The sequence below is a fragment of the Chryseobacterium nakagawai genome, assembly GCF_900637665.1.
Classification (GTDB): Bacteria; Bacteroidota; Bacteroidia; order Flavobacteriales; family Weeksellaceae; genus Chryseobacterium; species Chryseobacterium nakagawai.
The window spans coordinates 4696015-4710977 of sequence record NZ_LR134386.1 but is presented as its reverse complement, the minus strand read 5'-3'; the positions used below and the strand labels follow the sequence as shown (position 1 = coordinate 4710977).

16 protein-coding genes are annotated in these 14963 nt (G+C 33.7%); 14 read left to right on the top strand and 2 right to left on the bottom strand.

The genetic code is table 11. From position 1 onward, the window contains the following. Positions 1 to 76: 76 nt before the first annotated feature. From EL260_RS21195 to EL260_RS21180, 4 genes are all read left to right on the top strand, one after another. Positions 77 to 478 carry an acyl-CoA thioesterase gene (locus EL260_RS21195; RefSeq protein ID WP_123857491.1) on the top strand — a complete coding sequence of 134 codons (402 nt, stop codon included), beginning with the start codon at positions 77 to 79 and terminating at the stop codon, positions 476 to 478. Continuing rightward, the gene (locus EL260_RS21190) at positions 468 to 851 is read left to right on the top strand and encodes a hypothetical protein (protein WP_123857490.1); all 384 of its coding nucleotides are present in this window, start codon (positions 468 to 470) and stop codon (positions 849 to 851) included. The genes EL260_RS21195 and EL260_RS21190 overlap by 11 nt, the downstream gene beginning before the upstream one ends. 88 nt (positions 852 to 939) lie before the next feature. Then, positions 940 to 2382, top strand: coding sequence for a serine hydrolase (locus tag EL260_RS21185; RefSeq protein ID WP_123857489.1), 1443 nt, complete (start codon positions 940 to 942; stop codon positions 2380 to 2382). A 15-nt stretch (positions 2383 to 2397) separates the two neighbouring features. After that, a complete protein-coding gene (locus tag EL260_RS21180; RefSeq protein WP_123857488.1) occupies positions 2398 to 3657 on the top strand; it encodes an erythromycin esterase family protein in 1260 nt (419 codons plus the stop codon). A gap of 27 nt (positions 3658 to 3684) precedes the next feature. Here the strand turns inward: EL260_RS21180 and EL260_RS21175 are convergent, their stop codons facing one another. Beyond that, the gene (locus EL260_RS21175; RefSeq protein WP_123857487.1) at positions 3685 to 5151 is read right to left on the bottom strand and encodes a tetratricopeptide repeat protein; all 1467 of its coding nucleotides are present in this window, start codon (positions 5149 to 5151) and stop codon (positions 3685 to 3687) included. A 275-nt stretch (positions 5152 to 5426) separates the two neighbouring features. Here EL260_RS21175 and EL260_RS21170 point away from each other — a divergent pair, with 275 nt between their 5' ends. From EL260_RS21170 to EL260_RS21155, 4 genes are all read left to right on the top strand, one after another. Next, positions 5427 to 5873 carry a 6-pyruvoyl trahydropterin synthase family protein gene (locus EL260_RS21170; RefSeq protein ID WP_045500594.1) on the top strand — a complete coding sequence of 149 codons (447 nt, stop codon included), beginning with the start codon at positions 5427 to 5429 and terminating at the stop codon, positions 5871 to 5873. Positions 5874 to 5897: 24 nt separating this feature from the next. Further along, a complete protein-coding gene (locus EL260_RS21165; protein WP_123857486.1) occupies positions 5898 to 6668 on the top strand; it encodes a UDP-2,3-diacylglucosamine diphosphatase in 771 nt (256 codons plus the stop codon). A gap of 194 nt (positions 6669 to 6862) precedes the next feature. Beyond that, positions 6863 to 7855, top strand: coding sequence for a LuxE/PaaK family acyltransferase (locus tag EL260_RS21160; RefSeq protein ID WP_123857485.1), 993 nt, complete (start codon positions 6863 to 6865; stop codon positions 7853 to 7855). Between the two features lie 96 nt (positions 7856 to 7951). Beyond that, positions 7952 to 8497 (top strand): hypothetical protein, encoded by a 546-nt coding sequence (locus EL260_RS21155; protein WP_123857484.1) that lies wholly within the window; start codon positions 7952 to 7954, stop codon positions 8495 to 8497. Positions 8498 to 8766: 269 nt separating this feature from the next. On the opposite strand, the gene aqpZ is transcribed toward EL260_RS21155, so the two are convergent. Beyond that, positions 8767 to 9483 (bottom strand): aquaporin Z, encoded by a 717-nt coding sequence (gene aqpZ / locus EL260_RS21150; protein ID WP_123860595.1) that lies wholly within the window; start codon positions 9481 to 9483, stop codon positions 8767 to 8769. Between the two features lie 219 nt (positions 9484 to 9702). On the opposite strand from aqpZ, the gene EL260_RS21145 reads away from it, so the two are divergent. The 6 genes from EL260_RS21145 to EL260_RS21120 all read left to right on the top strand — a co-directional run bounded on the left by EL260_RS21145 (position 9703) and on the right by EL260_RS21120 (position 14724). Further along, positions 9703 to 10323, top strand: coding sequence for a DUF5715 family protein (locus EL260_RS21145; RefSeq protein ID WP_123857483.1), 621 nt, complete (start codon positions 9703 to 9705; stop codon positions 10321 to 10323). Positions 10324 to 10387: 64 nt separating this feature from the next. Further along, positions 10388 to 11158, top strand: a complete 771-nt coding sequence (locus tag EL260_RS21140; protein WP_228445560.1) for a hypothetical protein — start codon at positions 10388 to 10390, stop codon at positions 11156 to 11158. 17 nt (positions 11159 to 11175) lie between these two features. Further along, entirely contained in the window at positions 11176 to 11799 is a 624-nt protein-coding gene (locus EL260_RS21135) for a hypothetical protein (RefSeq protein WP_123857481.1), read from the top strand. 17 nt (positions 11800 to 11816) lie between these two features. Next, complete coding sequence (locus EL260_RS21130) at positions 11817 to 12581, top strand: sensor histidine kinase (RefSeq protein ID WP_228445558.1); 765 nt, start codon at positions 11817 to 11819, stop codon at positions 12579 to 12581. Continuing rightward, entirely contained in the window at positions 12550 to 13227 is a 678-nt protein-coding gene (locus tag EL260_RS21125) for a response regulator transcription factor (RefSeq protein WP_123857480.1), read from the top strand. The genes EL260_RS21130 and EL260_RS21125 overlap by 32 nt, the downstream gene beginning before the upstream one ends. Before the next feature lie 153 nt (positions 13228 to 13380). Beyond that, positions 13381 to 14724 carry a T6SS phospholipase effector Tle1-like catalytic domain-containing protein gene (locus EL260_RS21120; protein WP_123857479.1) on the top strand — a complete coding sequence of 448 codons (1344 nt, stop codon included), beginning with the start codon at positions 13381 to 13383 and terminating at the stop codon, positions 14722 to 14724. The last annotated feature ends 239 nt before the right edge of the window (positions 14725 to 14963 follow it).

Sequence of the window (14963 nt, the reverse complement as noted above, 5' to 3'; positions counted from 1 at the left end):
ACATAGTTGTTTTTACACGGAAAGCATTGGAAATCTTTTATTTTAAATCATAAATTTGGGTAAATATTTCAACAAGATGGATTTAGTATATGAAAAACAGATTAAAGTGACAGAACAACATATCGATCAGAATAACCACGTCAATAACGTACAATATGTACATTGGGTAGAAGAAGTAGCAGCAGAACACTGGAATCTTTTAAAACAGAAAACTGAATATGAGAATGATGCCTGGATGCTTCTGGATCATCATATTCGTTACAAAAAACAAGCATATCTCAATGATATAATTACAGTAAAAACTTATCCGCAAAACCCGGAAGGAGCTAAGCAGCCAAGGAAAGTAGAATTCTATTGTAATGACGAACTGGTAGTGGATTCAAGTACACTTTGGGTACTATTTGATACAAATGCAAAGAAGATTAAGAGGCTGGAAAACAATTGGCTTGAAAAATTAAAAAAGCACAGTGAAGAATAAATTAAGAAAAATAATTACAAATCAGAGAACGTATTTATATTCTGTTACCGATCAATTTCATGCCGAAACGGAAACCAATACGCTTACTGTAAAGATATTTTTAAATGGTGAAAAACAGACTCCATTAATCATTGATTTTCTAACCTTTGATGATTATATTATGGGGCAGCCTCTGAAATCGGGAATCAGTTTGATGAATATCAAAACAAATTCCATGGAAGTGATCAATATCAATGAACCCAAATATATACATCAATTTATTTTACAGGGAATAGAAAAGGGTTGGAGCAGAAAGAATAAAATAAAGAAACAAAATGGATTGAATTATTTAGCTGAGTTAGGGTACAAAGTTGAACAATTACAGCCCAATTGAAATTTGCTGGGTCATTTATCAAAAAAATAAAAATTTTTGTAACATAATAAAGTTTTTTGTTGTCTTATGAATAATAGATCAACAAACAATGAAACAATCCATTTTAACAGCTCTATTTTTTAACATATCCATTTTAGGATTTAGCCAGACAGCAGAACAGTCAAAAGCAATTGATAGCTATATAAAAAATGTTATCCAAATCAATGAAATTCCCGGAATGGCCGTAGGAATTGTAAAAAATGATAAGATAACATTTCAACAATACTATGGGCGTGAAAACCTGGAAAGTGATAAAAAAGTAGATTCCAATTCTAAGTTTAGGATATACTCCACTACAAAGCTAATTGCCAATGTTGGCCTTTTTAAACTTGTAGAGGATGGAAAATTATCAGTAGAAGATAAAATTTCAAAGTATATAGAGAACTTGCCCAAAGACTGGCAAAATATCCAAATTAAAAATCTTCTTTCCCATTCTTCGGGACTTCCGGATATGGCTGATATTAAAGATTTCTCAGAAAAAGCAACCCATAGTGAAATCATTAGCCGTTTGTCTAAGGAAAAAAATGAATTTGAAGCTGGGGATCATTACCGGTATAATCAGACAAATTATCTTTTGATTGCTATGATTATTGAAAAAATAACAGGAAAAAGTTTTGAAGAGTATATTTATGAAAAACAATTTCCGGACTCTAGAAATCAGGTGGTTTTTTCATCTAATTCTATTGAAGAAATCCCTAACAGAGTAGGGAAATATAATTATAATCCGGAGAAGAAACAGTATGAGAAATTAACTTCTATTGATGGAGTGAGATCCCATTCAGCCAATGGTTTGGCGGTTACACTTCCTGCTTTTTTACAGTGGAGTATCCATTTCAATAAAAATAATTTTGTGAAACCAGAAACAAAAAAGATGATGTGGAAACCGTTCCACTATAAAAATAATGACTGGGAATTCGGGTATGGTTGGGAAATTACAGATAACAATAATACGAAGTCATATGGTTTTTCGGGAGGAAATGTAAATGCCTACAGCATTTTTCCAGATCATGATATGGCGATTGTTGTCATGTATAATGGAAATAAAGGTTTTCCGGTAATGTATCAAATGATAAATCATATTGCAGGAATTATAGATAAAAACTTAATGAATCCTTATATGCTGGCTGAAGAAATCACAATTGCAGAGCCTTTTGCTCATCCCAATCTGAAGAAGGAAATTTATGGATACAGAATAGAAAATGACAAGGTGGTTTTTTCCTATCAATATCCTAAGAATTCAAGTACAGAATTCATTAAAAATGTTTCAGTAGCAGGTGCATTTAATAATTGGAATATGAATGATCCATCATATCAGATGGTTCCTAAAAAGAATAATCTCTTTGAGGTTGCCGTTCCCAAGTCTCAATTTGAAAAGGGAAAAAGCTATGGCTTTAAGTTTGTGATGAATAAGAGCGGATGGTTAACCATTCCTTACAATACAGCCAATACCGATGGAACTTCGGATAATAATTTAGCCCTGAAAATTAACTAAAAAATTAAATATACAATGTTAAATAGATACTTAACTCTTGCCTTTCTATCATGTTTTTTAATTGGTTTTTCACAAAATACCAAAAATGAGATTCAAATTCCAAAGCAGTTTGCTGGCCAAAAGAATAGGGTTAAAGCGGTAAAAAACATCAGTGAACAATTGAAAGATCATACGATAGTAGGGTTGGGAGAAGGAACACATGGAACCAAAGAATTTAATGAAATCAGAGCTGAGATTTCTAAACAATTAATTAGTAAAAATGATTTTAAAATTATAGCATTTGAAAGTGCGTATGGTGATGCTTCTTTTCTTAATGAGGCTGTTAACTCAGGGATTGATTTGAATATTGCCTTAAAGAAATATATGACTTCTATCTGGCAGACCAAAGAAATCTATAATCTGTTGATGTGGATCAGAGAATATAATAGTAATCATACAGACAAAGTAATTATTTCCGGGTTCGATACAGACGTTATTACAAAGAGTGCAGAAGTTCTGAAAAAGCCTGTTAGCTTAGGAAAAGAATATACTGAGATTGCAAATGAGATTCGCATAAAAGCTGGATTACAGGATGAAATGTGGGAAAAACAGAATGATCCGTCTTTCAAACTAGACATGAAAGCTGTCATAAAAAATGGTACAGAAGGATTTTTATTAGCTAAGAAAGCAGACAGTTTGTATGGACAAAAAATGGATCTGAGTTCAAAACTTGCTTTATACAATCTTGAACAAGGGTTTAAGATTCCTTATGAGGCAAGTAAAAAAAATTACGATGTTTCGAGAGACCTTATTATGGCTGAAATGATTGGGAAAATTCAAGCTACCTATAATAAAAAAATGATTCTTTTTGCCCATAACGGTCATATTGCTCTCAAACCGATTCTGGTAGATGGAATGGGGGGATACATTAAAGAAAAATATGGAAAAAAGTATTATGCATTAGCAACTTCTACCTCTTTTGGAAGCTACAGCGCTACCACTGATCCACGTGCAGTGAAAAGTAATAAATATACATCATATCAACTCCCGAATCCATTGGAAAACAGTTGGGAGGTGAAACTAGGGAATCATAATTATGAAAATTATTTTGTGAATTTTGATAATAGTTCAGAAAAAGGGTACGGAGAGGCTTTTAAAATGAGATTTGTAGGCTATGGTCCTATCACTGTTGCAACAGAAAAATTTACGATTACAGAGCCGTTAAAGCTTAATGAATGTTTTGATGGGATCGTTTTCATTAAACAGACTAATGCGTCAGAGCATTTAGAGTATTAATTAAGTTTTACTGATTTTAAAGATTTTTTATAAGTTTATTAAAAATTCATTTAAGTCCACAGAGGATTCCAGGTTCAGTTTTTTACGGATACGGTATTTTCTATTTTCCACTGTACGAATGGAAGCATGGGTGTAGAATGCTATTTCTTTTGCAGTAAAGTTAAGATGCATCATAGCACAGCATTTAAGATCATCGGGAGTCAGTTCCGGGGTTATTGTTTCCAGTTTTTTGAAAAAATCAGGATAAAGCTCTCTGTATTTTTTTAAGAAAACGGGCTGATCTTCCTTGGCATAACGTAAAATATCATCTATAGAATCTTTTTGGATCTCATCCTCCAATGTATTGATCTTGTTTTGTTTTTCTTGGATTATTTTTTCTTTTTCCCTGGTAGTAAGCTTCAGCTTATATAAACGTCTGTAATATCTTATCAGTATAAAAAGAAAGAACAGTAATAAAAGAATCGAGATACCAGTAATAATAAGATACTTTCTTTTTTCTTTGATTTGCTTGTCCCTCGTATCTTTCTCAAGGGAATTCAATACTGTTTCCTGTTCTGTAATATTTATTACTCTCAGGCTATCATTTAATTTTTCGGCATTTTCATCAGCAATCTTATAATTCTCAAAGTCATTTTTTGCTTTATAAGATGCTTTTAACCCATTATAAATATCTGCTAAAAATTTTTTATCTCCTATTGCCATAGCAGATTTTAAAGCTTTCAGTTGATAGAGTATTGCACTGTCCGGCATCTTTTGATTGTGGTAAATTTCTCCAAATCCTAGATTGATATGAGCACTGATATAATTATCCTCGGCTCCATTGAGCGTTGCCATTGCTTTTCTCAGTAGCTTTTTTGCCTGTTCACCATTTCCTTTGTAGTTTTCGATGCGGCTCCGGCCTATGTATGCCATCCGAAGTGTCCCTTTGTCCCCGGAAAGTTCAGCCTCTCTAAGAGACTGTATAGAATAACTATCTTCTTTATCATGGTTGCTGGCATACATTGAAATCTGTAGCCCTTGTGCATAGAGCTGGGCTTTGGTCTTGTGGTCATTCTGGTCCATTTCTTTTATGGCCTCATCCAGTAAGCTGAATGCACGATGGGTAAATCCACGTCTGGAATATACCATGGCAAGCAATCCCATAGCCTTTGCTTTGATCCTGTCATTATTATATTTTTCAGCTTCTTCAATAGCCCTTTGAGAATAGATGCTGGAACTGTCATTTTTATTGGTAAAATAAAAACAATAAGCCTGATAATATAGGGATTCAGTAGCGACCTCTCTGATGTTTCCTTGTATTGCTTTCCTGCGTAAAGTTTTAAACTTGTCAATATATTTCTTGGGGTCATCACCAAAATCTTTGGCATACTGAATCAGTTCTTTTTCATACTGCTCTTTTTTATCAGGTATTATATTTTCAGACTGATATGCTTTTACAACGCACAGGAAAAAAAGAAAAAAAACGAATATTATTTTATACACCCGGTTTTTCATTGTATTAATAATTTAAATATTCAATAAATAAACCAATAGTCTTTGGGGAACCGGTAATTAAAATACTTTAAAGAAATAAATTTTGATCAAGATTTATTATATATTTCAAAGTTAATTATTTAAAAAATAATAATCAATCCTTTCCTTGGCATTGTAGTGAAATATGTATTTTAAAATGAAAGGTCCCGGATTAAAGGTATGATCAGGTAAAATATAAGTATTTTTCTTTTCCGGACATCATTTTACACTCACCTCAAATTCCTTATCTTTGCAATATGATACGTATTACAAAAATTTTTACATTCGAAACAGCCCACGTACTATACAATTACGATGGAAAATGTAAAAATATGCATGGACATTCTTATAAACTGTTTGTAACAGTGAAAGGAAAACCGATTAATGATATTGATAACCCTAAGAATGGGATGGTAGTTGATTTCGGAGATATCAAAAGTATCGTAAAATCTGAGATCGTAGACGTTTGGGATCATGCAGTGCTTTTAAATGCCCTGACTCCTCATAAAGAATTGGGTGATGATCTTGAGCAAAAAGGCCATAAAGTAATCTATTGCAGCTTCCAACCCACCTGTGAAAATATGCTGTATGCTATTGCAGCCAAAATAAAATCAAGACTTCCAGAAGGAATTTCCTTGGCTTATCTTAAACTTCATGAGACAGAAAATTCTTATGGAGAATGGTTTGCAGAAGACAATCAATAATTATTATCCTATAAAGCTCAGAAGGTGTTAAAGACAACAATTAATTTAGAACCTGGAAAAAAAGTATATTTTGCTTCAGATCAGCATTTCGGTGCACCTACTCCTAAAGAAAGTAAGGTACGTGAAGAAAAATTTATACGATGGATGGATCAGATCAAAGAAGATGCTCAGGTTTTATTTTTAATGGGTGATCTTTTTGACTTCTGGTATGAGTGGAAGCATGTGGTACCTAAAGGATATATCCGTGTTCTGGGGAAAATTGCAGAACTGAAAGACAGAGGAATCCATATTTATTTTTTTGTGGGAAATCATGATCTTTGGATGAAAGATTATCTCGAAGAGGAAATTGGATGCACGGTTTTTTACCAGAAACAATATTTTGAAATGGGTGGAAAACAGTTTTTACTGGCTCATGGAGATGGTCTCGGACCTGGTGATAAAGGATATAAGAGAATGAAAAAAGTTTTTACCAATCCGGTGGCAAAATGGTTTTTCAAATGGCTTCACCCTGATATCGCTATGAAAGTGGCCTTGTACCTTTCCCAAAAGAATAAAATGATCTCAGGAGAAGAAGACAAAGCATTCTTAGGAGAAGATAAGGAATTTCTTATCATTTATTCGAAGGAGAAGCTGAAGACCCAAAAGATTGATTATTTCGTATATGGGCACCGTCACCTTCCTATGGTATTGGATTTGGGGCAAAATTCAAAATACATCAATTTGGGAGACTGGATTTCCTATTTTACCTATGGCGTTTTTGAAAAAGACTTTGAACTGAATACTTTCGATAAATAAAACAAAAAAATTACCCCTAAAAAGAGGTAATTTGAGAATGAGTGGGGGACTCATTCTGTTTTTAATCCATATTCCATTGAAGTACTTGCAAGAAGTTTACCAAAGTCAGGTTCTCATATTAAAAAAACATTAAATAAAAATATTTTATCCCAGTAATTGCTTTACACTGAAGTAATAAGACGATTGAAAAAATTATGGAGACGAACAATATATTCAACATACAGACTGAACAGGATTTCCTGAATGCATCATTGAAAACATTTCGTTATCAATATGAAAATGTTGAGATATATAGGAAGTTTGTAGATTTTTTAAACATCAGTCCGGATGAGGTTGATGATCTGTCGAAAATTCCCTTTCTTCCGATTGAAATGTTTAAAAACCATCAGATTCTGGATAGAAATGTGACTACGGATTTATTTTTTCAGAGTTCAGGAACCACACAGATGAATCTTTCAAAGCATTTCATAGCCAATACGAATTTGTATGAAGAAAGTATTTACAAAAGCTTCGAAAAATTCATTGGTAAACCAGAAGATTTTATTTTCCTTGGACTACTTCCAAGTTATCTGGAAAGACAGAATTCATCACTGATTTATATGGTGGATTATCTGATGAAAAAATCAGAAAAACCTGAAAATGGATATTTCCTTTATAATCATTCCGATCTTTTCAATCTTTTAAACCAATTGCAGGATAAAAAAGTGATTCTTTTCGGAGTTTCCTTTGCGCTGTTAGACTTCTTAGACTACTGTCATTCTGAGCGAAGCGAAGAATCTCTAAAGGTTCTTGAAAACCTAATCGTTATCGAAACTGGTGGAATGAAAGGAAGAAAACAAGAAATGACAAAAGATGAACTCCTGAAAATTTTACAGGAAGGCTTCAAAACAGACAAAATCTATTCAGAATATTCAATGACAGAGTTGTTATCTCAGGCGTATTCCCTGGGAAACAACGAATATCAATGCCCTAATTGGATGAGAATCAAGATTAGAAATGCAGAAGATCCTTTATCTTATGAAAAAGAAGGAAGAACGGGTGCTATCAATATTATCGATTTAGCCAATACCCATTCCTGTTCCTTTATTGCCACTCAGGATTTAGGTAAGATAATAGGGGATAAGTTTCAGGTTCTGGGAAGAATAGATCATTCTGATATCAGAGGCTGCAGCTTATTGGTGAGTTAAATAAAGCTTGCTTCAGAGTTCGGGTTTCAGAGCTTTAAATAGGCCATCTTACAATCCTATGTGAAAATATCATATTTGGTATCTAAACTTTAAATCATGATCAAAATAGAAGAACTTGTTCACGCATATATCCACACCCACTGCGATTTTGAAAAAGAACTCGTTTTGACGAATTATTTTCAGGCAGACTGGGAAGCCGATATTCTTATTGTTGATGCAGAAGGAGTAAGTCATGAAATTGAAATCAAGCTTTCAAAAAGTGATTTTAAAAATGATTTTAAAAAATCATATATCAATAAAGATACTGGGGACAAATTTCTAAAGCATGATAAAATTTCCTGTGGTGATTATATTTGTAATATGTTCAGCTTTTTGCTTCCAATGGGAATGGTCGACGCAAGTCTCATTCCTGAACATTGTGGAATTATAGAATTTTATCATAATGCAGATACCTGGGATACGGAGTTCTATCTTATCCGTGCACCAAAATGCCTCCATGAAGATTCTTACTGGAAACTGAATGATAAAGATCTTTTTATCAGAAAAATGGCATTGAACTTACTTCAACGTAAAATGGAAATCAAAGGAAAGCATGAAGAACTCATTTTCAAAAATCCTTTTGATCTTAAAAATAAGAAGTAAGAAAATATTTTATTCCAAGATCGAATGGAATTGATTAAGAGTTAAATATAAACCTAACAGGTTTCTAAAACCTGTTAGGTTTTGTAATATTTTCATCAGTTGAAAGAAAATATGTATTATTTTTTACCCCATAGGGGCATAGCTAAAGTCCTTTATTAATAATGAAGTTGCTTTTTTACCTCCATAAAATAAAATCAAGTTCTTATATAGCGTAAAAAAAATCCCGTCATTAGACAGGATTTTATAGGTATTTATAATTCTAAAATTTATTAGTCCGTTACTTCCTCAGTATCTCTCTGAAGTAAGAATTTGTAGATTAATCCACCTACAATTCCACCAAGAATAGGAGCTACCCAGAACAACCAAAGTTGTGACATAGCCAATCCGCCTGTGAAAACTGCCTGTGAAAGGGATCTTGCAGGGTTTACAGAAGTATTCGTAATAGGGATAGAGATTAAGTGGATCAAAGTAAGGGCAAGTCCAATCGCAATACCAGCAAACTTACCATTAGCCCATTTATCTGTAGCCCCCATAATAACGATAAGGAAGAACGCTGTTAGTAAAAACTCAGCAAGGAATGCCGCTCCCATGCTGAATGCTTTTCCGTTGTAGACCGCTTCTCCATAGAAATTGGTAGCAAATGCTCCCGGTTTTGAGAAATCTACAACTCCGGCTCCGTTAAGGATTGTGTATAGACATCCTGCAGCTACAATAGCACCAAGACATTGTGCTACAATATAAGGGATAAGGTCTTTTGCAGAAAACCTACCACCCGCTAAAAGTCCGAAAGAAACTGCTGGGTTGAAGTGGCCACCGGAAATATGTCCTACAGCATAAGCCATGGTAAGAACAGTAAGACCGAAGGCAAGAGCAACTCCTAAAAGTCCGATGCCAATATCAGGAACACCTGCTGCAAAAACAGCGCTCCCGCAACCTCCGAAAACAAGCCAAAATGTGCCGAAAAATTCAGCAAAAAGTTTTTTTATCATGTTGTTTATTTTAAAAATGTAACTCAAATGTAGAATTTATATCTTAAAGTAAAAAGTTAAAACTTAAAAAATATTTCAAAATTAGAGGTGCAAAAATTGTAAATTCAATAAATTGGTTTGATGTTTGTTTGGGATTTGTCGGATACAATTATAGTTATTATTAAATGAACTAACATAATTGTTTTATCCTTCGTTAGTAATTTAAAGTGGTGGTTAATGAGAAAGTTTCTTTGTGTGGTTTTTGTACCTTTTATGTATAGTTTACATTATTCGCAGGCGGCCAAAAAAGTGCTTCCCTGCTATGATCTTACAACTGTTTTGAAGGTTGAACCTACTGCACTTTACAAACCCCATCTGGATGCCTCCAAAAGTTTTGGAGTACACTTACTGAAGGACTCCAAGACTGTACAGAAATATATCAGCAACGGAAAATTTCATAAAATTAAGAAGTCAGGAAAAGGGTATCAGGTACAAAAACTTGATTATAGTAAAGCCTATATGGTTTCTAAAGGAAAGACCACGCTGGAAAATATCGGGTCCAAATTCAGCAAGGCAACAAAAGGAGGGACATTCACTGTTTCATCCATCACCAGAACACTAGAAGATCAATGCAGATTGAGAAGAGTCAATTCTAATGCTTCATTAGGAATCAGCTCCCATAACTATGGGAATTCCTTTGATATTTCTTATATACGATTTAACAATGTCCTAAAATACAACCCCAAAATGGAGGTGGCTTTAGAGAAAGTTTTAAAGCATTATTCAGATGCCGGGAGAATTTATTACATTAAAGAAAAGCAGCAGAGTTGCTATCATATTACAGTGCGTAATTATTAATTAAATTCCTACTTGCACAGCATGTTTAGTTTATATAATTTTATACAACTAAAAAACCATGCTTATGACAACATTAAACATCGTAGATTATTTGCTTCCTGTAGGAGATTGTAAAGTTGCTGCAGACGAATGGGAACTTTGCCGTTGCAATTTTTTCAAAATAAAAGATTTAATCCCTACCAATTATGTCTTTAATATTTCCGATGGTCCGCTCAATTGGATGAAAAGTTATAAAGACTATCCTGAGTTCTGTGCAGCAATGGGAATTTGGAAAGATCAGGTAATCTTGATTTTTTACCCTATGAATGAAAAGGGAGACAGAATAGATCAAAAAGAATATCCTTTCAGTGTTCTTACTGAGCTTACTGAAGATGTAAAACTCCAGGAAGTCCAGGAATATACTATTGTTAAAAATGCCATTCTTTCGAAAGGACTTGAAAAAGTAGAGCAAAATTCAGATATGGCTTTCCCTATATCCAATAAGCCTATTTTAGATCAGGATATTGCTATAGAAGCTATTGAAACCTGGAGAGAATCAGGAATGGATTGGTTTTATAAAGAGCATGAGGAATCCAAAGGATTGGGAATCTTTAAACGATTTTATGTACCTACCGCAGATCTATGTCTTTCAGATGCTGGACTGAGGGAAATTAAGTGTTCTTTTGGACTTAAGTACAATAAAGTATATGGAAAAATGTTAGTAACTCTTATTTTCATTTCTTTCCGCGAAGATCTTCAAAACTCACAACGTGCAGAGACTATTTCCAATATGTATGATTGGGCAAAACCATGTCCGCCTATCTGCCGTATACCAGGAATGGAAGGTGAATTTTAAAATAATGAATAAAAGGAATGGCAGATCTTTATAAGACGATTTTATTCCTAAACTACGGATTGCTTCTGGCTGTTATAGTGTTGGGAGCTATTAAATACCGCATATTAAATCTTAAGGAAAAGCAATATTTTTATTGTATTGCTTTTCTGTTTTTTATTGAATTACTGAATCTTGCCTTGCCTTACATATTCAGACTCGATGATACCTCATTTCTTTATCCGTTCTACATTGCCGGAGAATTTTTTTTACTGACAGGTTTGTTTATTAGAAAGCTGAATTGGCCCAAATACCTTTTAGGATTGGGTGCTGTAATTGCGGTAAGTTTTATGATCTCAAAATATAGTTTTGACTATCCTGTCAATGCCGATATTGCAAAGGTGGTTTCTAATATCATTATCATCTGCCTTTCAGGAGTTGCTCTGATTAATGAGATCAAAAAGACATCAGATCAGAATCGTTTTCTTTGGGTAGATGCCAGTATTTTTTTCTATTACTCTGTTTCTGTATTTATATTTATCATTCAGCATCAGATTGCCAATCTTTCAGAAAACAATTATTATATTCTTTTCACTGCCAATAACGTGTTTTCAAGTATATTATACTGTTCACTTATATATACCTTCATCCGATTAAAGAAGTAACCTTAAATATCAACCTTTTGATTCTTATAATTGTCACCATAGCAATTATAGTATCCTTTATTCTGCTTGCCTATAGAGCTTTTATAAGCAGGATTATTAAAGAAAAAAATGTACAGCATGAAGCAGAAGTTCTTCATCAGAAAAAACTGGCTTTAGAAAACATCAAGGCTCAGGAAGAAGAACGTAAAAGAATAGCCGTGATGATTCACGATGATATAGGAAACAGGCTCAATATCCTTTCTTTATGGCTCAATAACCTGGATACCAAGGGAGATGATTTGATTAAAAAAAATATTTACAGCCAGATGTCTTCACTGATTGATGCTGCCAGAAGTATTTCCCATTCATTATATCCTGTTAATCTTGAATCGGTGGGGTTGGTTTTATATGTAGAAGAACTCATTGCCAACCTTTCTCACAAAATTAATATATCCATGCAGGTAATGCCCGGATATGAAAAAAAGGATCTCTTTGTAGAAGTACAGCTGTACCGGATTATCCAGGAATTTACTACCAATGTCATTAAGCACTCAACAGCGACGGATCTTTGGATCTACATTAAAGATTATCCGCAAAATATGGCGGTCGTTATTTCAGACAATGGACAGGGATTCGAATATGAAGAGGTGAAAAAAGGCATGGGAATTAAAAACATCGAATCCAGGATCAAATCGATGAATGCCGTTCATAAGTGGAAAAAATCTTTTTTAAATAAAGGAAGTCGTTTAATCATTAAAATTCCGAAACATCATGAGTTCCCAAATCAAAATAGCACTGATTGATGATGAACAGCTAATCCTTGAAGGGGTAAAAATGCTGCTGTCCAATGAAAAAAATATATCTGTATGTCTCACTGCAGATAACGGACCTGATTTTATAGAATACCTGGAAAAACTTTCAGAAAAAGAATTTCCAGATATAGCATTGGTAGATATCCAGATGAAGCCGATGAATGGTTTTGAGCTGGTAGAAATTCTCAAAGAAAAATATCCGGATCTTAAAATCATTATTCTTTCTTCTCATTACAAAACATCCGTTTTAGGATATATGGTTAAGTTGGGTGTTTCAGCTTTCCTTCCTAAAAATTCAGATAAGAAAACATTTATTGATGCCATTACGATGGTTGATAAAAATGGAGTTTTCTTTACGGCTGAAGATCACCAGATGCTGTTTACCTATATGAACAGTTCAGCCAAGAAAAATTCACTCTTTGAAACTGAAGATGAGCTGTCTGAACGAGAAAAAGATGTTGTAAAACTAATCTGTCAGGAATTTACAAACAATGAAATTGGTGAAAAACTTTTTATCAGCCCCAGGACCGTTGAAAGTCATAGACAACGTATTCTTGAAAAAATAGGAGCCAAAAATACTGTGGGAATAGTCATTTATGCCATTGTAAACAATATATACTCGCTTGAAAAAATTTGATTGGATTCCGTAGAAATACGGAATTTTTTATTTGGTACTTTTCACTCTAGCCAAACTGCTCTTTCTTCCGTTATTTTGGAATGTCTCTTTGAGGGATTTTAAATAAAAACATAAATGTACAGAGAAGATCTGTCATAAAAAATTAACAACAGAATGAATGACAGTAGAGTGATTTCCGTCGGAATTTTCTTTGACGGCACAGGAAACAATGGAGTAAATGCACTTTCAGCAGATAAACCACTGAATAATAATGAAAGCTATCATGGGGCATTTACCAATATCTATAAATTATACAAGTTATTTATTGGTAGCGAAAAAATATATATTGAGGGAATAGGAACCGTTTCAGGCCAGGAAGATAGCAATTTTGCCATCACAACTTGCGCCAATCCACCTTATGGAAAAGGATATTCTTCAGATGATAAATTACAGAAAGCAGAAAACTTTGTAGAGAAGATTATTCATGATGTAGACTGTGAATATCATTTTTATTTATATGGTTTCGGAAGAGGGGGAATGCTAGCCAGAACTTTTAGTCATTGGCTTTTCTCAACCTATTCTTTAGCTAAGATGAAAGTGAAGTTTTTGGGAGCTTTTGATACGGTAGAGTCCAAACCATTTAATACATATGATCTCAGTGGAGCTTATCATGTGGAAAATGTATTGCATATCTGTGCCATCAATGAATGCCGATTCTTTTTTCCACTGACGGGATTTTTTGAAAATTCAAAAATGATGCAGGATTACCGGTTCAGGAATACGACTTCCGTTTGGAAAGAAATTTTTGTTCCGGGAGCTCATGCAGATGTTGGAGGTGGGTATCTGGAAGGACCACAATCCGTATATATATCTACAGATTTTGCCAATACAGAGGATCTGAAGAATTATGTCCAAAATATAAGAAGCAGAAAAACGAATGCTGAAGGAAATAAAATATGGGATGCCTTACTTTCCGAATTCGGAATGGAAAGGAAAGATGCTTTTTCTAAAGCCTATGTCTGCAGGGATAAAGTTTACAATGAACTCTCAAAACTATATGGAAAGCTGATGCTGGAAGAAACCAATGAAGTTTCACCTGTTTTTACGTCAGGAAAAGATTTCGAAACAGATTATAACAGGCATCCTTTGTTAGAAAGTTTATATGAAGAAATGACGATATATATAAAAGAGCTATCACTAGATAAAAAACCAAAATACAATTACAGTAAACTGGCCGATTATATCCATATTGCTGCAAATTTTGGGCTTTATCGCGATGGTTTATTGAAACGATCCGAATATGAAATGAATGTTGAACTTCTCAACAACGGATTGAATGTTTCAAGCAGTACTATTGTAGACCAGAACAGTCATGCAAGACTTTCTGCAGAACTTCATCTTCCTGAAGACAGTTTTGTAGCCGACTTTTTGTACGGAACAAGTGTTCCCAATAATGATATCTGGACTCGTTCAGTTATCAAAACTCCAACAACAAAACTGGATGAAATCAATAATTAATCTCACTTCTTTTTAGTTTTAAATTTAGGTTAGGGAACATCGTTTTAGATGTTCCCTTTATCGATAATACCTCTTTTTATAATTATTGGATTTTAAATTTCGTACATTATATTAGGATAGCTTTTGAGTTCCAATGCTCAATAATTTTTCAATACATTTTGATTGTAGAGCAGATAATTTTTGTATTCCAAAATATCATTTGTACAGCTTCTGAATATTTTTTTAATAAATCTTACTGG